Source organism: Parahaliea mediterranea (genome assembly GCF_017255185.1).
In the GTDB taxonomy this organism is placed as follows: domain Bacteria; phylum Pseudomonadota; class Gammaproteobacteria; order Pseudomonadales; family Halieaceae; genus JAFKCZ01.
This window is the reverse complement of sequence record NZ_JAFKCZ010000003.1, coordinates 16,057-40,146: the sequence shown is the minus strand read 5'-3', so window position 1 is coordinate 40,146 and position 24,090 is coordinate 16,057. Positions and strand designations below refer to the sequence as shown.

Here is a 24,090-nt window from a genome sequence, read left to right as displayed (position 1 = left end):
TCGCCGGTACTGCCCAAAAGTACAATGCCCCTTGCCGCGGGGCGCCCTAGCATACAACCCTCGAAATCAGTATTCGGTCGCCCGGCGGCCGGATGGACACGCGCCGGTGGGCGCCGGCAGAGGAAAGGAAGCGCAACATGGCCAATGTAGCAATCGCAACGGTGGTGGCAGTCGAGGGCAAGGCCTTTGCCCGTAATGCCGAAGGTGAACTGCGGGAATTGTCCGCGGGTGATGTCCTGCTGGAAGGCGAAACCGTGGTAACCCCCGACGGCGCCCAGGTGGAGCTGTCGATGGCCGATGGCAATCCCTTCGCGGTTCGCGACGTCGACGAGCTGACCCTGAGCCGGGACCTGTTGGCGGATCGCGCCGCCGGTGCCGATGAGAGCGCGGTGGAGGATGCCTCGGTGGAGGCCGTGCTGGCGGCGCTGGAAGGCGACCAGGATATCGGCGATGTGCTGGAAGCCACTGCCGCCGGTGGTGCCAGTGGCTCCGGCGGTGCGGAGAATGGCGGCCACAGCTGGGTTCGCCTCGGTCGTGTGGTGGAGAATACCAGCGAATTCAGCGGCCTCGCGGCGCCGGCGGCCTTCGGTGATGAGGCACCGGTGGACCAGGCTGAGGCGATTATCCCCGTCGACGCCATCGACGACAGCGAGACCACCGAGGAAGGCGAGCCGGTGGTCATCGACGTGCAGCGCAACGATGACTTCATCGAAGGTTCGACCGTTACCGCCATTACCCAGCCGGCGAACGGTTCTGCGGTGATCAACCCCGACAATACCGTGACCTACACGCCCGACCCGGGATTCACCGGGGTGGATACCTTTACCTATACCGCGATCACGCCGGATGGCAACAATGGCGACACCGCGGTGGTGACCGTGACCGTCACCGGTGATCCGGCGCCGCCCCCACCGCCGCCGGAAGAGCCGCCGACCCTGAGCATCGACGATGTCACCGTGGTCGAGGGCGATGTGGCTACGCTGACCGTGACCCTGTCCGAGCCCAGTGACGAGGTGGTCACGGTGGTTTTTGCCAGCGCCGATGACAGCGCGACGGTGACCGGTGGCGACTACAACCCCGAAACCGGTGAAATTACCTTCGCCCCCGGGCAGACCACCGTGACGCTCCAGGTCCAGACCAATCCCGATAACCTCACCGAGGGTACCGAACACTTTTTCGTCAACCTGAGCGACCCCAGCGGCGCGGAGATCGCGGACGGCCAGGGGGTGGTGACGATCATCGAGCCGGACCCTGCGCCCCTGCCCAGTATCAGCATCAACGATGTCACCGTGGTTGAAGGCGCCACCGCCGCGGTGACCCTGTCGCTGTCCGCGGCCAGCGACCAGCCGGTTACCGTGCAGTTCGCGTCCGCCGACGGCAGCGCCACGGTCAGTGGCGGCGACTATGACCCCGACAGCGGTACGGTGACGTTTGCTCCCGGCCAGACCGAGGTCACCATCCTCTTTGGCACCAATACCGATACTTTCGAGGAGGGTGTCGAGCAGTTCCTGGTTAACCTCAGCAACGCCACCAACGCGACCATCGCCGACGACCAGGGCATTGTGACCATTGTTGACGGCACGGAACCGCCCCCGCCTCCGCCGCCCCCGCCGCCGCAGGACGACGAGCCAGCCCTGGCCGTCGACGGCGGCGCGGTGGACGAGGCGGCGCTGTCTTCCGGCAGCAATGCCCCGAGTACCGCCGAGACCACCTCGGGCGCCTTCAGTATTACCACCGGTGTCGACAGCCTCGCCAGCCTGGTGGTGGCGGGACAGGACGTCACTGGCGGTGGCGTGGTGCAGGGCCAGTACGGCACCTTGACTGTCACCGTGTCCGGCGGCGCCTACAGCTGGTCCTACACCCTGCAGGATGCCGCTTCCCACCCGAATGCGGGCAGCACCGGCACGGCGGAAGGCGTTGCCGAGAACTTCGCCGTGACCGTCACCGACGACGATGGCGACACCGCCTCGGCCAATCTGGTGGTCGATATCCTGGACGACGGCCCCAGCGCCGTTGAGGACAGCAATAGTGCCGCCGAGGGTGGCGAGGCGGTCACCGGCAATGTGCTGGCCAATGACAGCGCCGGCGCCGACGCCCCCGCAACCGTCACCGGGCTCGCCGGCGGCGACATCGGCAGCCCGCTGGCGGGCAGCCACGGCAGCCTGGTCCTGCAAGGCGATGGCAGCTACATCTACACCCCGAACGCCAGCGTACCCGAGGGCGCGCAGGATGTGTTCACCTACGAAATCACCGATGCCGACGGCGATACCGCCAGCACCACGCTGACCATTTCCTTCGAGGGCGACAACAGCGCGCCCAGCGCCCAGAATGGCGCCGCCGCCACCGGCGACGCGGGTCCGTCCAGCGACACCGGCTCCCTGGCCTTCGATTTCGGTAGCGATACCCCCGTGACTTTCGCGGCGAGCTACGATGGCGGGCTGGGCGGCGCCAGCCAGGCCAGCGCCGGAGGGCTGACGACGTTCTCCGCCGACGACGGCAGCTGGCAGCTGGTCATCAATGAGACCACCGGTGCCTACACCTTCACCCAGCTGGGGCCCTATGCCCACGCGGTGGGCGACGACAGCGACAGCGCCGTGGTGAGCGTGACCCTCACCGACAGCGACGGCAGCGTGGCCAACGCAAGCCTCAGCCTGAGCATCGCCGACGACGGCCCCACGGCCCTCGCCGATGGCGGCGCCGCCACCGAGGGTGGCCCCGGCGTCACCGGTAACGTCATGGATAACGACACTGCCGGCGCCGATGGCGGCGCGACGGTGACAGGTATTACCGGCGGCACCGTGGGCACGGCGCTCACCGGCAACTTCGGTACCCTGACCCTGGGGGCAAACGGCGACTACACCTACACGCCGAACGCTTCGGTTCCGGCCGGCTCCCAGGACGTGTTTACCTACGAAATCACCGACGCCGACGGCGATACCGCCAGCACCACGTTGACCATCACCTTCGCCGGCGACAACAGCGCGCCCAGTGCCCAGAACGGCATCGCCGCCACCGGCGATGCGGGCCCGTCCAGTGACACCGGCTCCCTGGCCTTCGATTTCGGCAGCGATACCCCGGTGAGTTTCGCCGCCAGCTACGACGGCGGGTTGGGCAGCGCCAGCCAGGCCAGCGCCGGGGGGCTGACGATCTTCTCCGCCGACGATGGCAGCTGGCAGTTGGTCATCAATGAGACCACTGGCGCCTACACCTTCACCCAGCTGGGGCCCTATGCCCACGCGGTGGGCGATGACAGCGATAGCGCCGTGGTGAGCGTGACCCTCACCGACAGCGACGGCAGCGTGGCCAACGCCACCCTGAGCCTGAGCATTGCCGACGACGGCCCGTTTGCGAATGACGACGGTCCGGTGTTGTTGGGAGAGAATCAGGTCTCCGTGCTCATAGACGTGTTTGACAACGATGCCGCGGGCGCCGATGGCGTGGACCTGGCAAGCGGCGTGAGCGTGACCACGGGCCCGACCAAGGGCAGCGTGCAATACAACAACGACGGTACGTTCACCTACACCCCGGATGCCGAGGCCGAGGGCGCGGACAGCTTTACCTACACCATCATCGACAGCGACGGTGACACCTCGACCGCCACGGTGAATCTCGACATCGAAAGTGATTCGGTGCCCACCGTATCGGTGGTCTACAGCGATGCCGGTGGCGTGGTGGACGAGGCGGCCCTGCCCACCGGCAGCGACGCGAATAGTGACGCCGAGAGCACCTCGGGCACTTTCAATATCACCCACAGCGGCAGCGACACCACGCAGTTGCTGGTCATCGACGGCGTGGACGTGACCAATGGTGGTACGGTCGGCGGTGACTACGGCACTCTGGAGGTGACCCTGGCCGGCGGCGTGTACAGCTGGCGCTATACCCTTGACGGCAGCACCCAGGAGCATCCGCTCAACCCGGGCTCGGGTTCGGCGGAAGGCATCCGCGACCAGTTCAACGTCGTGGTGACCGACAGCGACAACGACACCGACGATACCAATATGGTCATCGATATCCTCGATGACGGCCCGGTGGCGACCGATGACGGCAATCTGCTTGCGGTGGAAGAGAACGCCAGCGCGGTGAATGTCGGCGCGGTGGATACCCTGCTGGACAATGACCATTTTGGTGCCGATGGCGAGGGTGCGCCCAGCATCAGCATCGCCGTTGGTGACAAGGGTGGCAGCATCACCATCGATGGCAGCGGCAACCTGCTGTATACCAACACCACCCAGAGCGTCGCCAACGGCGAAACCGAGGTGGAGACCTTTGTCTACACCATCACCGACGGTGATGGCGACACCAGCACCGCGCAGTTCACCGTCACATTGACCGATGGCGGCGTGGGCGAGGTCCTGGCCGATACCAACCTGGTGGCGGACGATGATGACGCCCTTACGCCGGTGTCCGCGGGCAACCCCGGTGGACCGGAGGATGATACCTCCGCTCTCAGCGGGCAGATCACCTACAGCCTGGTGGCCGCGCCAGCCGCGATCACGTTGTCGACCGCCGGCGACGCGACGGGCTTGTACACCCTGGACGGCGCCGAGGTGGTTACCACTTTCGCCAACGGCGTGTTGACCGGTTACAAGGCGGGCGGTGATCCGACGCAGGCCGCGGACCAGGTGTTTACCATCACCCTGGACAACGTGGGCGCGACCTCCGCGGACTACACCATGCAGCTGAACCAGCCGGTCCGGCACAGTGTCGATGGCACCGAGGACAACTCGGCGCCGTTCACGGTGGATGTGTCCGTTATGGACCAGGGCGGTAGCACTGGCGGCACCAGTTTCACTGTATCGGTGGATGACGACACGCCGGTGGTCAATGATGTGTCCGGTGTCGCGGTGGCGGAGGACGGCCAGGTCGTTATCGATCTGGACGCCAGCTTTGGCGCCGACGGCGGCCAGGTGACGCATATCGAAGGTGTCGAGTTGGTATTCGGCAGCGGCGACGTCAGCCAGGTAGTGACCACCGAGCACGGCGAGGTCAGCTACGATCGCGCGACCCAGCAGTTCACCTACAGCCCGACGGCGGAGTTCCCTACGAGCACGGCGGACGAGGACGCCTTCACCTACCGGGTGGAGGACGGTGACGGCGATACGGACGAAGCCACTGTACAGGTCAATGTGGAGCATGTGGCCGACCAGCCAAGTGATGTGCTGGTGGAAGTGGTGGGCACTGTGGTCCAGAACAACGACCATAGCATCGTGCTGGGCGGCCAGATCGGCGATCAGGTCGGCGACGACAATATCGACGGCACTCCGGGGTTCAACTACGGGGACACCATCTCCTCGACCCTGGATTTTGGCAGCACCTTTGCCAACCAGACAGTGACAGTGACCCTGGATGCCTCCATCAGTGGTTCGTGGAACTACGACGGTAGCGGTTCCTATTTCGACGACAACTGGGGGGTGCTGGTTGACGGCAGTCCGGTGGCCATCTTCTTCTACAACGCCAGTGGTAGCAGTGCCGGGCCCACCTCGACAGAGACACTGCCCAATGGCGCGACCGCCTACTACTACGGTAGCCCCAGCTCAACCAACCGCGCGTTTAACCTCAATCACCAGCCGCAGATTCAGGTAACGCTGGATGACCAGGGCCGTGCGGAACTGACTTTCGGCGCCGAAACCACGCAGACCACCGAGAGTGTGGTGATCAACGGTGTCGCGGTGGCGGAGCTCCCGGATACCTATGTCTACACGCTGAACCTGCAGGCCGCCCTCGGGGATGACAATTTTGACGGGTCGGAATCCCTGTCGGTGGAAATCCTCAATGTGCCGGCCGGCGCGGTGCTGGCGCCCGCGGCTGGCAGCGGGCTCACCGTGACCAACGCCGGGGGCGGTACCTGGGTGGTGGAAGTCCCCGCGGGTGTCACCTCGATCAACGGCAATGTGGTCCTTAGCGTCAACGAAGGGCCAAACGGCGAGGCGCCGGATCTCAACCTCAGCCTGAGGACCGTGGCCACCGAAGTGGATGGCGATACCGCGATGTCGGGCACCACGCCCCTGGTGATCCAGAACGGCGCCGTGATCGACGGCGTCGTGGCGGGCATGCGCTACGAAACCACTTCCGGCCTGTCCGGTGTCACCGACCAGGACGGCCGCTTCAACTATGCCGCGGGCGACCTGATCACGCTGAGCGTGGGCAGTGTCGTGGTGGGTACCTTCAGTGCCGAAGCCCTGGCCGACGACGGCAAGGTCTTCCTGCAGGAGATCGCCGGCACCGGCCTGGAGGACCTCAACCACCACTATGTGGAAAACATGGCGGTGTTCCTCCAGTCCCTGGACAGTGACGCCGACCCCTACAACGGCATTACCGTGTCCGAACAGGCGCACCAGGCCCTGGCCGGGACCCGTATCGACCTGGCATCCGCATCCGGTACCGAACTGCAGCAGACCCTGGCCGAGGCCGGCTTCACGCCGGTGTCCGAGGCGGACGCGATGCAGCACGTGCGGGACATGCTCAGCGAGCACGCCGGTGTCACGCAGTTCGAGGAACACGTGCAGGACGGTCCCGAGCTACTCGCCACCAGCGGCGACGATATCTTCGCCTTCGCGCTCAACGAAGACGGGGAAGCCGGGGAGAGCGCCACCATCTTCGGCTTCGGCGACGCGGGCAGCGACGCCCTGGACCTGCGCGACCTGTTGCAGGGCGAGGAGGCCGAGGGCGCAGATCTCACCAGCTACCTCGATATCCAGAGCGATGGCACCGACACCGTGATCAAGGTCAGCGTCAATGGCGAATTCGACGGCAGCGTCGCCGACACTGGCCACGTCGACCAGACCATCACCCTGGCTGGCGTGGACCTGGTGTCCGGCCATGACGACCTGCAGTCGGTGATCCAGAGCATGCTGGACAGCGGGAAGTTGAACGTGGACCAGTAGCCTGAAGGGCGCTTCGATCAGCCCCGGTTGCCTGTTTGGCGCCGGGGCTTTTTTGTGCCGCTATTGCGTGAGCAAGTGTGACGCCGTTCACGTTTTTTTCCGGCCCAGTGCCGGTTATCGGCGCGATCAACCGTTTGTCGTGGCGGCGCTTGCTAGCACTACGCAAGCAAGTAGGCTAACCGGTGATTAGTCCATCGGATTCTTGGGAGATCGAATGGCCTTTAGGGGGCATATCAGTTCAAATGCGCGCCGTAGGCAGGGTTTTACGCTCATTGAGTTGATGATCGTGCTGGCTGTGTTGGCCGTTTTGTTGCTAGTGGCCGCTCCGGGTTTTCAGGAGTTGATTCGCAATAATCGCATGGTGTCCGAGGTCTACGCGCTGCGAGCGATTTTGAATAACGCCCGATCTGAAGCGCTGGCACGAAGGGCTCCAGTGGTGGTGTGTCCTACGGTAGATGGTACGGCCTGCAATAATACAGATGCGTGGAATCGAGGCTATATGACTTTTGTCGACACAAACGACGACAATGCTCCAGATCCGAATAATCCAGATGAAGAGCGTATTCAATGGGAGTCGCGGCAGAATACACATGTGGAAGCATCATTCGACAATGGTAACCGTCGGGTGAGATTTGACTCAAGGGGCAACGCCCTTGGTTTTGATGGCACCTTCACCTTTTGTGATGAACGTGGTGTCAATAGTGCCCGGGGGCTGATAGTCAATCCTGTAGGCTCAATCAGGGCTGCAGTAGATACCAGTACGCCACAGGATGGCATTGTCGAGGACGCAGGAGGCGGCAATGTCGGTTGCTAGAAGTTGCTCGATGCGTATTGTAAATCGCCAGAGCGGTATGACGTTGATCGAGGCGTTGGCAGCTTTCGTCATCCTTTCTATTGGTCTATTGGGTGTGGTCAGTTTACAGGCCCTTTCGAAGGCCTCCCAGCACCAGGCTATTCAACGTACTCAGGCTGTTGCACTGGCCAACGATTTGCTGGAGCGTATACGAATTAATCCTGCTGGGGTGGTTACCTATTTTTCGAACGGTAACGCCCTTGGTGATGGCACTATCGGAACCGAACCCTCGCCGAATTGTACGGCAGCTACCTGCCTGCCTCATGAAATGGCATTGCACGACCGTTGGGTATGGGAGCGGATGCTTGATGGCGCTTCAGTTACGGTCACGGAAGGTGGTGTGACCTCCAATGCGGCAGGCCTGATCAATCCGTTGGGTTGCGTGGATTTTGTGGCTGATTCTGGCGCTACCCGTTCGGGCATGGTTCGCGTGATCGTACAGTGGCGGGGGTTGGAGGAAACTTCGGATGCCACCCAGGCGGGGGATACCGTATGTGGTGGTGCGGCTGCGGGTGCTGACGCCTGGCGGCGCCAGGTGATCGTTAGTAGCTATGTTGTAGACGAGACTGAACTCTGATGACGGAATCGAATCATCAAGCGCATAGAATACCTGCCGGCTCTCGCGGCTTTTCTCTTATTGAGTTCATGGTGGCGATGGTGCTCGGTCTGATTATTATCGGTGGAGCGATATCGGTCTATTTGGCCAGCAAACGCTCCTACACCGAGGTAGAGCAGGTTGCTGAACTGTCTGAGAACGCACGTTTTGGATTGCAGGTTATAACTGATTCCTTGCGCCATGTCCGTTTTTTTGGAGGAGCCAATTCGGCGGATATCGTTGCAGCTTCCCTCGGTACTGTTTCCGGTGATTGTAGCGGACTGGCCGCAGCAAATAACACTGTTGACAGCCTGTTGGCTTCCAGAGCCGATGGGTCGGGTGCTGCATTTGGGTGTGTGACTGACGCGGAGCCGGGCACTGATGTTCTGTTGATTAAAAGTGTTCTGCCACAGCCTATGTATGACGCGGACCCTGATGACCCCAATGCGCCAAGGGATGGAACAATCTCCTTTCCACAGCCACTGAGTAATGAGGAAGTGTACGTCATCGCAAGTCCATTGAGTGGCAGAGGAGAGCTTTTCCAAGGCGTGAGTTCAGCTCCCAGTGTGGAAGAAGGTGGAAGTGTGCCCTTTGGGGTTGCTTGGCCCTATCGGTTGCAGGTGTACTACATACGTGCCCCCAATGCGGGTTCCGGTAATGTTCCTACCCTAAGTCGCAAGGTTCTGGGGTGGGATGCAGGTGCAGGTGCCGTAGAAATTCGAACGGAGGACTTGGTTTCGGGGGTTGAGGGTATGCGCCTACGTTTTGGATTTGACAGTGATGCAGATGGCGAAGCTGATAGCTACGATTATGCCGCGTCGGTACCGAATTGGGAGAGCGTGGTAGCGATAGAGCTTTTTCTGCTAGTGCGTAGCGTGGTTGGAGATGTCGATTACGTGGACAACAAAACCTATCAGTTGGGTGATACCGCGGTAACACCGGGGGACAATTTTCGCCGCCTGTTGGTGCGTAGTAATGTTTCACTACGTAATTCCAAGCTCGAAATCAGGAGGGGGGGATGAATATTGCTTGTAGTGGCTTGCCATTGCGATCCCAGAGCGGAGTGGCGTTGGTGGTTTCTCTGCTTTTTCTGTTGGTGGTGACCATCATCAGCATCACTGCTGCCAGCAACAGTTCTCTTAACTTGAAAATGTCTGCCAATATGCAGGATAGCTACCAATCGTTCCAGGCCGCTGAGGCAGGCATCTATGCCACGATGGCCCTGGGTCGGGACCGAGGTGGGCCGAATGATCCGTTCTATTCCAACTTAGGTGAGATCAATCCTTTTGAGGATATGGCGACACATCCCTTGACACATCTGTCAACCGTTGCAGGTGACCCCAATTCAATTCCTGTGGATGTCAGTGTTCTATTCGTTACTGAGGCGGCCTGCCCATACCCGCCAGAAGGTCGAGGAGGGAGCAGCAGTGATATGAGTTCACCACTCATATGCAATTATTATCGGGTTGTTTCGGGGCATGACATACCTGGAAGGGCGAGATCGCGTGTCGAACTCGGTGTCGCCAGTGAGCTTTTAAATCTAAATCAGTGAGCTTCTGAATAGGTATTGTCAGGTCAAAACGGATAATGGCAATGATAGCTGTTAGCGGATTCAGAGAACTGAAAATATTTTACGTAGCCCGGAGGACTAAGTTCTCTGGGAGAGGGGGGCTTATGTTTAGGCAGGTTTTTCGTAGTATCACGCTGAGTTGGACAGCTGCAATGGCTGTGAGTATCCTTGGGTCTGGCGCGCAAGCAGATGATACAGAGATCTACAAGGCGAGCTATGACGGCACAGGTGTGGGCGGGCGTCCGAAGGTACTGATCGTTTTCGACGATTCGGGTAGCATGTCTACTGAGGTGGATCAGCAGCGCCCTCCTTATGATCCGGATTCGGACTACGAGGTTAGCTTTCCCCCGGGAAGGTTATACTGGACGACCGGTAACAGCGTGCCAAGCCCTGACAGCAATAACTGGTTTTCAGCCTCCCAGAATCGCTGTGCTTCGTCCTATGAAAATTTAGATGTCAATGGCCAAGTGACGGTAACACGAGCCAGGCGCTGGGTGGATTCCACTACTCAGCAGGGGCAGTGTTCCTGGCAGTGCCCCGATGATTCGGTTTATCGTAGCCAAGCTAATCCCCGCGGTTGTTACACGCAAGAGACGACTCTAGAGCCCGCACCCAAGCTTGTGCGTCGTCAGGGCTACAGCTACCGGTTCAGCATTCCATCCTTGGGAATATATATCAACCCTTACTGTCCCAACAGCTGGCTGATGGTGGATGATTCCTCGTCACTGCAGGGCTGTTACGAGAGTGTTACTACCACTCAGCCTCTCGCTGGCTGGGTTCGTCGGGGAAGTCCATCCGGTAACAGCAACAACTGCCCTAACGGGACAACCCCGCTGACGGTCGAGGGGGGGCGAGGCTGTTATCAGAATCAAACCGCCCCTGAATACGAAGAGGTAACGAGCTGGCAGTACTACAGCAGCCGAGTTCGCGTTTGTGAGAACGAAACTGTCGTGCCCGGCAGCTGGGAAGCGCTTAGCGCGCAGGATCAGACACCTACGCATGCCGAATGTCGCGATGATGTGGATTCCGGTAATCCCGACAATGGACTTGGGCTTGCCAGTGGCTACCCTCAGGACAACGTGGCGAACGGGCAGGAGTACGGGCCGGCGCCGGATGCGTCGGTAGACTGGGGAAACCAAGCCTATACATTCTACACATCTCACTACCTTGACTGGTATCACGATGACTCGCTGGTGGAGCCGCGCAGTCGTCTTTCAATCGCCCAAGAGGTGGTGAGTACTTTGATCAGCACGAATAAAGGCGTCGACTTTGGCCTGATGGAGTTTAATTACAGCCAGGGGGGGCGAATTGTACAGCGTATTGTCGAGGATATGAGCGAAGCCGACCGAGACAACCTGGTGACTATGATCAACTTGATCGACCACGGGGGCAGTACGCCGCTATGCGAGTCTTTTTACGAGGCCTATCGTTACATGTCGGGCAGTTCGGTGGTCTATGGAAGCCAGGCCCGTGCTGGTAGCGATAGCAGGGGCGTTTGGGATGTGTTGCCGCGCGATCAGCTGGCCCAGAGCGGAAGCAACTATATTTCCCCAGTCACAGACTGCGCCAATACCTATGTCATTGTGATGACTGATGGTTTTCCGCAGAACGATACGGACGCCAACTCTAGTATCGAAACATTAACGGGTAAAACCTGCAATCGTTACCGGGATGCAAATGGTAACAATACCAAGAGCTGCATGCCGGAGCTGGCGGAGTACATGGCCAACACGGATTTGGATGATGATCCGAGCAATGGCAGCCAGTATGGTATTACCTATACCATCGGCTTTGCGACGGACCAGGAGCTGCTGCGGGATACCGCCGAGAAAGGCAAGGGCGAGTACTACACCGCCAGTAATGCCCAGGAGCTTGCCAGCGCCTTTCAGGGGGCGATTACAAGCATCCTTTCGACGGCGACCACGTTCACTGCCCCCGCGGTTGCGGTGAATACCTTTAACCGCACCCAGAGTCGGGAGGAGGTGTTCTACGCCATGTTCAAACCTGGCGAGAGCGTGGACTGGATCGGTAATATCAAGAAACTAAGAGTCACGTTGGATGAGAGCGGGGAGGCTGTATTGGTGGATGCCAACGGGGATACTGCTATAGATCCGGAAACCGGATACATCAAGGACAGTGCTGTGACCTATTGGGGTAGCAGCTCTCCGGATGGTGGTTCGGTGGATAAAGGTGGTGTTGGGGCCCTACTGGCAGCAAGAGATCCAGCAACCCGCAATATTTATATCAACACTGGTACTGGTGGTGCGCTTCAGCCCTTCAATACTACCAATGTCACAGCCGAGGCGCTGGGTGTTGCAGATGATCAGGCTGTGTACGAGTTGTTCGGCGCCTCGACTTACGCGGCGTTTTCACGCCAGATCGCATGGGCACGAGGCTTTGATGCCTTCAGTTCCGATAGCGGCAATAGGGATCAGCCCCGGTCGTGGGTACTGGGGGATATCCTGCACAGTCAACCCTTGATACTCAACTATGGCGCAAGGGGCGGTTATTCCGAAGAGAACCCCGATTTGCGTTTGGTGGTGGGTACCAATCATGGCTTTGTTCATATGTTTAGCGCGGACGATGGTGTCGAGGACTGGGCCTTCTTTCCGAAGGAGTTGGCGCCGATCTTGCCGGACCGCCGTCGCAATGCGATATCGAACGCAAACATTTACGGCATGGATTTAACGCCGGTGGCCTATACTTATGATGCCAATGGCGATGGAACCATAGATGTGGGCGGTGGGGACAAGGTCTGGGTCTTTTTGGGTATGCGTCGCGGGGGCAAGTCCTATTATGCCCTCGATCTTTCGAACCCGGATACCCCTGCCTTTATGTGGCGAATCGGCCCGGATGTTAGTGGTTTCGAGCTGATGGGGCAGACCTGGTCCGAGCCCGTGGTCACTCGCATTCCCGGTTATCGAGACGCCTCGGGGGAACCCAGGCCGGTGCTGGTATTCGGCGGTGGCTACGATACCAATAAGGATGGCTATGGTCTCGCTACACAGGACAGTGTTGGGCGGGGTGTTTATATTGTCGACGCGCAAACCGGTGCGCTGGTGTGGAGCGTAACGCCGGCAGTGAATAGCGCCACGAACCTGTCAGCATCCAATCTTCACCATTCGGTGGCGGCAGGGGTGACCCTGGTGGACAGTAATGCAGACCGGTTGGCTGATCGCATCTATTTTGCAGACACTGGCGGTAACCTCTGGCGGGTGGATATGCCTGGCAATACCTTGCCTGGGGCCAGTCAGGAGGTTTGGCAAGTTAATCGACTGGCCAGTCTCAATCGTGGTACTGCGGTTACCGATAGGCGTTTCTTCAACGCCCCGGATATGGTTAGAATTCGTTTCAACGGCCAGGCGATGAACGCGTTGATCATTGGGTCCGGCGATCGGACTAATCCCAATGGCACAGATGTTGTCAATCGTGTTTACATGATTCGCGATCCGGCCGTCACTCCCTACATCACACCGCGCCCGAGTGCTGCCGATTGTGCCGACCCGGGGACAGCGGATTTCCGATGTTCAATGCCCCTTGTTGACAATGACTTGCTCGATGTCACAAACAATCTGATTACAACAGGGACGGAGGAAGAGCAGGCCGCGGCCCTGGAGGCATTGCGTGCTGCTAATGGTTGGCGATTCGATCTGCAGGGGCTCGGCGAGAAAAGCCTTTCCAAGACGTTGACGATTGATGGCACGGTATATGTTTCCACCTTTACGCCGGCCAACCTGGTAGATGCGATCAATGTCTGTGAGCCCCAGGCCGGAAGTGGCCGTATGTACATTGTGGATCTGTACAATGGCGATTGGGATTATATCCCTCTGGGACCGACTATACCCGATATCCCGCCCCCTATCGTTCCACCTCGTCCTCCTTGCGAGGAGGGAGAGGATTGTATTGATCCTCCGCCCGGACTATACATCCCTTTGGCGCCTGGTAGTGGTGAAGACGGAATGTATAACACAGGAAAAACCGTGCCCCGTCCCTATGGCACTCACTGGTTCCAGGAGCAATTCTAGTGAGGATTCGGCAAGTTCACCGCAATGGTAATCCTGCACAGTATGGCGAATCGGGTTTTACGTTGATTGAGGTGATCATTGTGGTGGTTATCGTCGGCCTGTTGATGGCCGTGGCTTTGCCGTCCTACCAGGGTAGTTTGCAGAAGGGGCGGCGTAGTGAGGCCAAGTCGGCGCTGATGGATGTGGCCAACCGTCAGGAGCAATTCATGCTCGACCGCAATAGATATACCGAGGACTTGACGGATCTCGGCTTGCCCGATCCGTATATCACCGAAGAAGGGCATTACGCCGTACAAGCGGTTGGCTGTGGAGCGGGTATTGCCACCTGTTATCGGCTCACGGCGACCCCGAGGGTGTCGTCGCCTCAGGTCAAAGACGCGCGCTGCACTTCCTTTAGTCTTGATTCCTCCGGAACAAAAAGTGCTACGGGTACGACGCAGAATGAGTGTTGGTAACTGATAATTTTAGGGTGAGAGCTATGTTTAGATGGACACGATTTGCAGTGCTAGTGGTGTTATTAGCTGGTAGTTTCACCGCAGGTGCTGTGCCGCGAATGCCAGTCAAGAACTTTGACTGCCAGGTGTTGGCGAAAACCGGTATTCATGCTCTGGTGATGGTGCAGGCGGATACGGCTGAAGAGGCCATGGTTGTTGCCCAGGGAACGATGTCATTTGATATGCAGGACCGTCGCTCACCGACTCTCTCAGTGATAGAATGCGTGGAGTTTCCTGGAGAGACGTTCAAGGACACGAATTTTCAGGCCTATGTCGAGCTACTAGCTCGTTGAAGATTGGGTCTACGAATCGTATAAAGTAAGTGGTGAAACTGTGCCCTACGTGATACGCAATGAAAGCGGTCATATTCTGTCAGTGAGTCATACTCCACTGGAGGGCTATCATACTATCGCAGCAAACGATCCTGAGCTGTTGGAGTATGTCTCCGGGTTCGGTGACAGTGTAGGTCAGCATCTCAGTGCCTCCGACCTCGACTTCGTCCGCGTCCTCGAGGATCTTGTCGAGCTGTTAGTCAGCAAGGGCGTCATCCTATTCACCGAACTCCCCGAATCCGCCCGCGAGAAAATGCTCGCCCGCCAACGCCTGCGCAGTGAAATAAGCGGCAGGCTGGACCTGATCGGGGACGACTGACCTTCTATCGACCGTTGCCGCGAGCCGTGACGATGGGGCCCGTGGCGCCGTCGATGCCCAGCTCCTCCAGGGCCCGCCATTCGGCGTCGGTTTGCACGCCCTCGGCGATAACCTGGACGCCGATCGAATGGCCCACGGTGCACAAGGTGCGCAGCAGGGTCTGGTTGCCGCCGTTGCTGTCGATATCGCGGACGAAAGCCACGTCCACCTTGAGGTAATCCAGGCCCACATCGTGCAGTTGCCCGAGTTCGGCGAGTTGGTGTCCCACGTGCTCGATGCCGAGCTTGCAATTGTAGGCCTTGGCGCGCTCGCACAGTTTCTTGAAGTTGCCCAGGTGGCGGAAGGCCATGGCCTCGGGCACTTCCAGCCACAGCCTGGCGGCGGCCTCGGGACGGCTGGCCAGGCGGCGCGCGAGCCAGGTCGGGAAGTCCAGCTCCACCACGGACGCCACCGACAGGTTGATGCAGATGGGTTCCTGGCGGCGCTCGATCATTTCCAGGGCCAGTTCGATGATGGCGCGGTCCAGGTCGCTGGACATTTCCAGCCGGTTGATCCAGGGCAGAAAAGCGCCGGCGGACAGCACCTCGCCTTGCCACGGCAGGCGCGCGGGGGATTCGTAGTGAATCGGGCGGCCGTCGAGACCGACGACGGGGTAGGGCTCCAGGGTGAACAGTTTTTCGGTCAGTGCCTTGTCGAAGATCTCGCGCCAACGATCCATCTGCTCGCGCATCGGCAGCATCTGCACGTCGCCCTTGAAGGCGATGTTCACGCTCGACTCGCCCTCCCGATCGGTGGCCAGCAGGGCGGCGTCCAGGCGGGTCAGTACCTCGCTAACGCTTTCGCCGTGCACATAGACGGTGGCCGCCACCGGCAGGGTGACATCGTCCAGCATGGAACGGCGTTCCAGTACGTGCCGCATGGCGTCCTGCACCTCGGTGGCGACTTTCTTGGGTTCGACCGCCCTAGGCGACAATACCGCAAAGTCGGAGCCATTGAGCCGGGAGGCGCCCCAGCGGCTGTGGGCGGAGACAATGGCATTGAGGGCGTCGCCGAGATCCTCCAGCAGGCCGTCAATGACCTTGCGGCCGTAGACCTGGTTGAGCTGGGCGAGCCCGCCGAGACGGATGAGGGTCAGCGTGCCGGTGGCGTTTACGTCGTCGCTCTGCATCGCGGCGTCGAGTGACTGCATAAAGGGCTCGCGATTCAGCAGCCCGGTAACCTTGTCGATATGCGAGTCGCGCTGCCATTTTTCCAGGCGCCTGGCCTCCTGCCGCAGCATGTCGCGAATGCGCGCCGAGAGGGTGTTCATGGCGCTCACTAGCCGCTTGAACTCGAGTGTGTAGGGTTCGTCCGTGGTCACGAAGCGACGGTCGCCGATGGCCACGGCCTGGTCGACCACGTCGTCCAGCGGGCGCAGAATACGGCGCAGCATCACATTGCCCACCAGGCCGGCGAGCAGCATCGCTCCGAGGAATACCAGCGCCAGTTGCTGCGTGCTCTCCCAGAGTTCTTGGTAGGCAAATCGTGAATGGCTCCGCAGGCTGAGAGTGCCCACCTGCTGCCAGCCTTTTTGCACCTGTGCGTAGCCGGGCTCCACTTCAATGGGCAGCATCCTGGTGAACCACGCGGGTGCCCCGCTCATGTGCTGGTTGTCGGTGCGGCGCACCACCACCTGGCCCTCCGGGTCCACCAGTTCGATCATTTCATAGTGACCAGTGTCGAACTGGGCCGCGAGCGTCAACTCGAGTAGCACCGGGTCTGCGTCCTGCTGGGTGAGGGACAGTGCCAGGGCGGCCGCGTTGTCGCTGTTCTTCATATACAGCTGTTGTTCGAGATAGCGCTTGGCGGACAGGCTGCTCACAATGAAGCTGCCGCCAAAAACCAGCACGAGTAGTACGCAGATTGCGAGCCAGAGTTGTTTAAATAGAGACATCGATTTTTTGCTCCTATCCTCGGGGCCCTATCCCAGGCCATCCGCGGCCATGCGTTGCAGGAGATCGCGCCAGCGCGACAGTTTGGCGCCGGGATTGCGAGTGGCTGGGGCCACCGCTCCGCGCACCCACAGGCCCTGGCTATTGAAGCCGAATACCGGCTTGAGGTCGGGGCGTCGGGATGCGGGGCGGATCTCGTCGATCATATTGTCCAGGACATCCGGGTCCGCGGCGGGAGAAGCGTAGTAAGCCAATACCATGTGCGCCTCGAAGACCTTGCTGTATGCGCCACCCATCTGCGCCTTGACATAGGTAATGCGCAGTTTTTCGATTTCAACGCCTGCCAATAGCAAGGTCATGTACTTGGCGACGCTGAAATCCTCGCAATCGCCCAGTCCCCGGCCCAGCGTTTCCAGCGGAGTGGCCCAGTAATCATTCTGTCGCCAGATTTCGGCGTCCTGTTTCCAGACAACACGCTCATTGAAGAAGCGGTTTACCCGCGAAAGCTTCTCCGCATCGGGCAGCGGTGTAATGTCGTCGATCAGCTTGCGCCATTCGGCCACGGTGGCGGCGGTTTGTTGCCCGTAGCGCTCCGCGGCCAGGCGTTGCATACGGTCCAGGTCCACCGTGGCAAGCGCCAGGGTGCCCGCCATCAAGACGCCTAGGAGCAGCGCCATTCCCAATGTCAAAGCTGACAAGGCACGCTGTGACATGTTAGATTCCCAATGGCATGTTATCCGGCCCTCTGCCGGAAGCGGCCCCGGCTGCTCCCCAAGCCGGGGAGTAATCCAGGGCGTCAGTTTAGAGCACAATTCCCGTTCGCCGTGAGTGATTGCCGATTGCTCCGCGATTCCGGCATGGTATTTGTGAAGCAGTTCATATAATGCGCTGTTTTACGTTACTTTTTCCGTGTAATCCATATACTCGTGCCGGGGTTTTTCCAAGGTGCAGCAATCCTGCTGCCGCAGCCGAAAAAACAGGAATGAGTTCATGATAAGGAAGCATCAGATCGCAGGGACGCTACTGGCGGTGCTCGGTACAACACACTTGTTTGCCCAGGCGCAGCCCGTTACCGACTTTGAACAGGCGCTGACCCAGGCCGTTATGACCAACCCTCGGGTGCAGGCGAGCTGGTACAACTTCGAAGCCAGTCGTGAAGCCCAGCGTGCAGCCCAGGGCGGCTACTACCCCAGCGTTGATGTTACCGCGGATATTGGCCGGGAGGAACGAGAAACCCCCCTGGTGGACTTCGACGATTATTCCCCAGACGCCACGCGCTTCAGTATTACCCAGATGCTGTTTGACGGTTTCCAAACCCGAGAGGAAGTGCGCCGCCTGGGCTTTAGCAAGCTCAGCCAGTACTACGAATTGCAAAGTGCGTCTCAGGATATCGCGCTGGAAGCCGCCCAGGCCTATCTCGATGTTGTGCGGTACCAGAACCTGGTGCAATTTGCCGAGAACAACTACATCGTCCACCGTGAAGTCTACGACAAAATCGCCGAGCGCACCGGCGGCGGGGTGAGTCAGGGCGTGGACCTGGAGCAGGCCGCGGCCCGGGTTGCGTTGGCCGAGTCCAATTTGCTCACTGAGATGAGCAATCTGCACGACGTGACGACCCGCTTCCAGCGCGTGGTGGGGAACCTGCCGGCGGACGGTCTGGAGATGCCCGAGGTGCCGGCCGGCCGGATTCCCGAGATGCGCGACGCGGCCCTCAGCCTGGCCTACGAGCAGAGCCCGGAGATCGACGCGGCGATCGAAAACCTGCGCGCCGCGCAGGCGGCATTGAACGCCACCAATGCCCCGATGATGCCGCGCCTGGACCTGCGTTACCGCAACGAGATCGAGCACGATACCGACGGAGCTGAGGGCCGCTACGACCTGGAAGCGGTGGAGCTGGTCGCCAGTTACAACCTGTTCCGCGGCGGTGCCGACAGCGCGCGCAAGCGCGAGTTCTACAACCGCTACAATGCCGCCATCGAAGAGCGCAAGCAGGCCTGTATCAATGTCCGTCAGGAAACCATGATCGCCTTCAACGATATCCGGGCCCTGCAACAGCAGGTGGTCTACCTGGAGCGCAATCTGCTGGCCCAGGACAAAACCCGCAGGGCCTACCGCGACCAGTTCGACCTCGGCCAGCGCACCCTGCTCGACCTGCTGGACTCCCAGAACGAATACTTCGATACCCAGCGCGCCTACACCAGCGCCCAGGCCGATCTCGTGGGCTCACAGGCCCGCACCCTGGCCAATATGGGGCTGCTGCTGGCGGCGATGGACATGGAGGGGCTCAACGCCGACAAGTTGGCTGAATTGAACCTCGACCTGGCCCGTGGCGACGACCCCAACGGCAAGGCCCTGTGCCCGCCGGAGCCGCCGCCGGCTGTCACTGTCGACAAGGAAGCCCTGTTCGCCAGCCTGGTGTCCGGCAGCAATCGCTACCGGGACGCGGGCGAGAACCGGGTGGCGGTGGAGCTGGATGTGCGCTTTGCCCACAATTCATCGCTCATCACCCATGACTTCGACACCGAAATCGCCAACGCCGCGGCGTTTTTGCAGAGTAACCCGGGTGTCACCGCCGTGGTGGAGGGCTACACCGATGACACCGGCCCCGACGATTACAACCAGTGGCTGTCGGAGCGCAGGGCGAGTGCGGTAAGAGCTCTGCTGATCGACAAGCACGGCATCAGCGCGCAGCAGGTTCGCGCGGTGGGCTACGGTGAAGCCAGACCGGTGGCGGATAACGCCACGGCAGAGGGGCGCGCCCGCAATCGCCGCGTGGATCTGGTGCTGGATGGCAGCGCCGCGGGCTGAGCGGAATCCGCCCGGCCAGAACGCAAAAGCCCGGCATTTGCCGGGCTTTTTTGGTCGAATGAATTCGACCCTACATCCACACCTGCGCCCGCACCTGCACCGGGCTTGGGTTGCCTCCCTGTAGGGCGCAATTCATTGCGCCGCTTGTTGGGTGTGGGAATCCTCAGAACATGAATTTCAGTCGCACCCCGTAGATCCTGCCCTCCTCGATGAACTTGGTGTGCGAGCCCGCCAGCACCGGGGTATCGAAGCTCTGGGCGAAGGCCTCCTCGTCGAAGATGTTGCGGCCATAGGCCATGATCTCCCACTGCTCGCTGCGCAGGCCGCCGCGCAGGTTGACCTTGGTGTAGCCGTCGATCATGTCGAGGGGGTCGTTGTCCCCCGCGGAGTTGAAGTCGTCCCGGTAGTTGGCCTCGCCGCCCAGGAAGAATTCCAGGCCATCGCCCACGGGCTGGTTGTAGTCGAAGAACGCGGTCGCGCTCCAGTCAGAGGCATACAGGGTTTTCTCGCCGGACAGGTCGTTGTCGGTGAACCCCTCCGGGGTGCCGCAGAGCGGGTCGACGTCCAGCTGGATGGCAGTGCAGGGGCCGTTCTCGAACTCGTCGTAGGTGGCGTCCAGCCAGGCGCCGTTGAGGCCCAGCCTCAGGTTGTTGGTGGCCTGCCACAGCATGTCCACCTCCACGCCCTGGACTTCCGACTTACCGGCGTTGGTCACCCCGAAGCCGACGCCCTTGAAAATGGAGGTCTGCAGGTTGTCGTACAGGGTGTAGAAGGCGGCCCAGTTCAGGGTCATGCTGCCGCCCAGCAAGGTGTGTTTGCCGCCGACCTCGAAGGCGTCCACTTCCTCGTCCTCGAACTCGAAGTCGTCGTTGGGCACGGTGGGATCGTAGCAGGCCTCGATCGGCTGCCCCGGTACGCAGGGGAAGGCGGCGATATCCAGCTGTCCCGGTTCCTGGTCGTCCGCGGCGGTAAAGCCGCCGCTCTTGAAGCCCTGGGAGAAGGTGGCGTAGAGCATGCTGTCGTTGGTCACGTCCCACTGCAGGTTCATCGAGGGAATCCACTTGTCGGTGCTGCGGTCCTCGGCGAAGTTATAGCGGTAGGTGTTGAAGCTGGTGGCCTCGATAAAACCGAGGAAGTAGTTGTCCGAAGGGGTGTCGATGCCGGTCAGGTCGTCGCTGAGGAATTGCCGGCTGATCACGTCCTTGTCCTCCTCGGTGTAGCGCAGCCCCAGGGTGAGGCGGAAACGGTCGCTGAGGTTGAAGGTGCCCTGGCCAAACACCGCGAAGGAGTCGGAATCCAGTTCGTAGTAGTGATTGCGCGCGATCTGGTTGGCGGTGTAGGCGCCGCCGGTGAGTAGTGTGAACAGGCTGTTGAGTCCGCCCAGTGCGGCGGGCACCAACCCGTCCACATTGGTGTCGACGGTCACGCGCCGGTCGAAGTCCAGGGTGCTGGACTCGTAGTAGACCCCGGCCACGTAGTCGAAGAACTCACCGCCGGGGGAGGCGAAGCGCAATTCCTGGCTGAACTGCTCGAAGCGCTGGTCGTCGTCCCGGTGGATGAACTGCAGGGGCAGCCAGTCCACGTCCACGCCGTCGATATACTGGTACTCCGACCACCCGGTCACCGAGGTCAGCGTGCCGCCGCCCACGTCCCAATCGACGTTGAGCACATAGTTGTCGTAGTCCTCGTCGTTGGAGTCGGGGTTGATGCCGATGCCAATACCGTCGGCCAGGCTCTGGCCGTAGCCGTTGTCCTTGTAGGTGGTGAATTCCCGGCCCCCCTCGTCGTCGATCTCGGGATAGAAGGTATCGGTCAGCAGGTAGCCGATACTGGCGAAGGCCGAGCGGTTGGGAAACAGCGTGTCGCGGCTGGCGGGGTCGAGGTAGAGCTCCGTGGAGGAGGGCGCGCCAATGCGCTCGAAGTCGGTGTTGCTGTATTTGAAGTTGATATCAATGTTGTCGGTGGGCTGCCACACCAGGGTGATGCGGTAGGAGGTCTCGTCGATCTGGCCCTCGGGTTTGTCGAGCAGGGTGTTGTCGACATAGCCATCCGTTTTGCGGTGCTTGAAAGCCACGCGGGCGGCAAAGCTGTCGCTCAGGGAGCCCTCCACGCCACCTTCGTAAACTTGTCCGTCATGGGATTCCAGCGCCGCGGATATCTCGCCGCTGAAGGGGTCGCTGGGGTCCGGCGACCGGCTGATGATGTTCACCGCCCCGGCGACGGTGTTCTTGCCAAACAGGGTGCCCTGGGGGCCGCGCAGGACCTCCACCCGCTCCACGTCAAGGAAGCCCGCCCGGTACTGGCGCCCGCGGCCCATGTAGATGCCGTCCACGTACATGCCCACGGATTGCTCGAAGCCCTGGTTGTTGCCGGAGCCGACGCCGCGCATGTAGATGTTGGTATTCACCGAGGCGGAGGCGATATGCAGGTTGGGTACATAGTCCGCCAGCGCGGCCATGTTGGGAATGCCCGCCTCCTGGAGTTTGCTGCCCTGTACCGCGGATACCGAGATCGGCACGTCCTGCAAGCTCTCCGCGCGCTTTTGCGCGGTAACGATGACTTCCTCGAGAAGCTGGGCGTGGGACAGGGAGGTTGCGCCGGCAAGCGCGATGGCGGCGGCCAGGGGGCCGCGTGCGAATGTCGCTGACATGGTCGTTCCTCTTGTGACGTTGTTATAGGTATCGCATCGCACGGCTGAGGACGCCGCACGGCATGAGTCGATAGTAGTGGATGTTGACAGTGGTATACAACGCCCCCGAAATGGCACTATTGCCTATTTTGGGGCGCCCGGCTCAGGGGCACCCGGCATAGGGGCGCCCGGCACAGGGGCGCCCGGCACAGGGGCGCCCGGCACAGGGGCGCCCGGCACAGGGGCGCTCCACCCCGGCGCGGGGAAGTCCGGTGTTGACCGCGGGCTCCCGGGCGGGACGGCCGGTATTGGCCTCAGGCTGCGTGCGAGTCCGCCAGCTGGAGGATGTGCCTCCACTCGGCGGGGTCGACGGGTTGCACCGACAGCCGGCCCTGTTTCAGGAGCACCATGTCTTCCAGGGCCGGTTCGCGCTTGATCGCCGCCAGTGACAGCGGTCGTGGAAAGGTTTCGTTGAAAGCCACGTCGATACAGTACCAGCGCGGATTGTCGGCGCTGGCTTTGGGGTCGTAATACTTACTGTCGGGATCGAATTGCGCCGGGTCCGGGTAGCCCGCCCGGACCACCACCGCGCGCCCCACCACGCCCACAATCTTGCACTGGCTGTGGTAGATCAGCACCTCGTCGTCGATGGCGACCTGGTCCCGGAGCAGGTTGCGTGCCTGGTAGTTGCGAATGCCGTCCCACACCGCGAAGCCACGATTCTCGCGGCGCAGGTCGTCGATGCTGTATTCGTCGGGTTCGGTTTTCAACAGCCAGTAGGCCATGGCGCTCTTCTCCGTTGGCGGTTGGTGCGGGGCGTACGCGGTGCAGGGCGCCGCGGTCAGGGATTATCGCGCGGGTGCGGTCCGGCTCGCCAGCGCAAAAACGGGCAGTGTGCGGTCAATGGATGGCTGTCGTCGCGCGGGGGGAGAAAAGGTGTACGAGCTGAGTGAAGGGGGTGGGGCCACAGACCGCATGCTTATGCTTATCGCGGTCCTGCGACGCAGGTCGTGCTCAGTTGGTGGCGAGCATGTTCTCCCGTGCGCGAAACTTGGCCAGTTCGGCGTTGTAGGAATCCGCCATGGTCTCGGCCAGGTACACGCTGCGGCTGTGCTGCAGGGGGTGCAGCTCGCTGCGGCAGTCCAGGTAGGTTTCAATGGCATCAACGTAGTCTTTCACAGCGACCTGGGCGTGGTACATCTCCTCGTGGGAGGCCTCCTGGCCATTGGGGACGACGGGGGTGCTTTCGGGCATGGACGCCGGACATTGCGCCATGGCATTGGCGGCGAAAACCAGCGCGGGAACGGCTAGCAGGTGCTTCATGGTTCTTTACCTCGGTAGACAGTGAATGACGTGTGCGATCGCGTTACCGCGATGTGTTACAAATATCTACAAAAAAGGGGCGCATTGCAAGTCGGGGAATGTGAAATATTTGTTATCTATCTACATGATCTATAAGAAAAATATACATCAAGGCACGGCTTGCACCATGGTGTTACACGGGGTAACAGGGTGTGCTTTCGCCTGGTGCTGGTTTTGGCTAGGTTTTGTTCGCTGGAGGGGCTGGTTGCACCAGTTTGGTGCATTGTCGCGTGGTGGCCGCCACGGGCAGTGATTTTGTGTTTCGCCGCGGGACAGGCCCGGGCCGGT

Annotated in this window: 15 protein-coding genes; 10 read left to right on the top strand and 5 right to left on the bottom strand. The window is 60.7% G+C overall.

The features are described 5' to 3' along the window. Positions 1 to 137 precede the first annotated feature (137 nt). From JYP50_RS03755 to JYP50_RS03715, 9 genes are all read left to right on the top strand, one after another. Positions 138 to 6,884 (top strand): retention module-containing protein, encoded by a 6,747-nt coding sequence (locus JYP50_RS03755; RefSeq protein ID WP_206559143.1) that lies wholly within the window; start codon positions 138 to 140, stop codon positions 6,882 to 6,884. Positions 6,885 to 7,098: 214 nt separating this feature from the next. Then, entirely contained in the window at positions 7,099 to 7,698 is a 600-nt protein-coding gene (locus JYP50_RS03750) for a GspH/FimT family pseudopilin (RefSeq protein ID WP_206559353.1), read from the top strand. Next, positions 7,685 to 8,314: a type IV pilus modification protein PilV gene (pilV, locus tag JYP50_RS03745; protein WP_206559142.1), complete on the top strand. Its 630-nt coding sequence runs from the start codon at positions 7,685 to 7,687 to the stop codon at positions 8,312 to 8,314. The genes JYP50_RS03750 and pilV overlap by 14 nt, the downstream gene beginning before the upstream one ends. Beyond that, positions 8,314 to 9,354 carry a PilW family protein gene (locus JYP50_RS03740; protein ID WP_206559352.1) on the top strand — a complete coding sequence of 347 codons (1,041 nt, stop codon included), beginning with the start codon at positions 8,314 to 8,316 and terminating at the stop codon, positions 9,352 to 9,354. Before pilV ends, JYP50_RS03740 begins: the two co-directional genes overlap by 1 nt. Next, on the top strand, positions 9,351 to 9,884 hold the full coding sequence (locus tag JYP50_RS03735; RefSeq protein ID WP_206559141.1) for a pilus assembly PilX family protein: 534 nt from the start codon (positions 9,351 to 9,353) through the stop codon (positions 9,882 to 9,884). The genes JYP50_RS03740 and JYP50_RS03735 overlap by 4 nt, the downstream gene beginning before the upstream one ends. 170 nt (positions 9,885 to 10,054) lie before the next feature. Beyond that, positions 10,055 to 13,927 (top strand): pilus assembly protein, encoded by a 3,873-nt coding sequence (locus JYP50_RS03730; RefSeq protein ID WP_206559140.1) that lies wholly within the window; start codon positions 10,055 to 10,057, stop codon positions 13,925 to 13,927. Continuing rightward, complete coding sequence (locus JYP50_RS03725) at positions 13,927 to 14,382, top strand: type IV pilin protein (protein WP_206559139.1); 456 nt, start codon at positions 13,927 to 13,929, stop codon at positions 14,380 to 14,382. Before JYP50_RS03730 ends, JYP50_RS03725 begins: the two co-directional genes overlap by 1 nt. Positions 14,383 to 14,429: 47 nt before the next feature. Next, on the top strand, positions 14,430 to 14,714 hold the full coding sequence (locus JYP50_RS03720) for a hypothetical protein (RefSeq protein ID WP_206559138.1): 285 nt from the start codon (positions 14,430 to 14,432) through the stop codon (positions 14,712 to 14,714). 40 nt (positions 14,715 to 14,754) lie between these two features. After that, positions 14,755 to 15,072, top strand: coding sequence for a hypothetical protein (locus JYP50_RS03715; protein WP_206559137.1), 318 nt, complete (start codon positions 14,755 to 14,757; stop codon positions 15,070 to 15,072). Positions 15,073 to 15,076: 4 nt separating this feature from the next. Here JYP50_RS03715 and JYP50_RS03710 read toward each other — a convergent pair whose 3' ends face one another. Together JYP50_RS03710 and JYP50_RS03705 are read right to left on the bottom strand one after the other, a co-directional pair. After that, positions 15,077 to 17,005, bottom strand: a complete 1,929-nt coding sequence (locus tag JYP50_RS03710) for a bifunctional diguanylate cyclase/phosphodiesterase (protein WP_206559136.1) — start codon at positions 17,003 to 17,005, stop codon at positions 15,077 to 15,079. 27 nt (positions 17,006 to 17,032) lie between these two features. Further along, positions 17,033 to 17,680, bottom strand: coding sequence for a transglutaminase-like cysteine peptidase (locus JYP50_RS03705; RefSeq protein WP_241262810.1), 648 nt, complete (start codon positions 17,678 to 17,680; stop codon positions 17,033 to 17,035). 313 nt (positions 17,681 to 17,993) lie between these two features. Between JYP50_RS03705 and JYP50_RS03700 the strand changes: the two genes are divergently transcribed. Then, positions 17,994 to 19,811, top strand: coding sequence for a TolC family outer membrane protein (locus JYP50_RS03700; protein ID WP_206559134.1), 1,818 nt, complete (start codon positions 17,994 to 17,996; stop codon positions 19,809 to 19,811). Positions 19,812 to 19,974: 163 nt separating this feature from the next. On the opposite strand, the gene JYP50_RS03695 is transcribed toward JYP50_RS03700, so the two are convergent. The 3 genes from JYP50_RS03695 to JYP50_RS03685 all read right to left on the bottom strand — a co-directional run bounded on the left by JYP50_RS03695 (position 19,975) and on the right by JYP50_RS03685 (position 23,763). Next, a complete protein-coding gene (locus tag JYP50_RS03695) occupies positions 19,975 to 22,461 on the bottom strand; it encodes a TonB-dependent receptor (protein WP_206559133.1) in 2,487 nt (828 codons plus the stop codon). Positions 22,462 to 22,754: 293 nt separating this feature from the next. Next, positions 22,755 to 23,225 carry an EVE domain-containing protein gene (locus JYP50_RS03690; protein ID WP_206559132.1) on the bottom strand — a complete coding sequence of 157 codons (471 nt, stop codon included), beginning with the start codon at positions 23,223 to 23,225 and terminating at the stop codon, positions 22,755 to 22,757. Positions 23,226 to 23,454: 229 nt separating this feature from the next. Beyond that, entirely contained in the window at positions 23,455 to 23,763 is a 309-nt protein-coding gene (locus JYP50_RS03685; RefSeq protein ID WP_206559131.1) for a hypothetical protein, read from the bottom strand. Positions 23,764 to 24,090 lie beyond the last annotated feature (327 nt).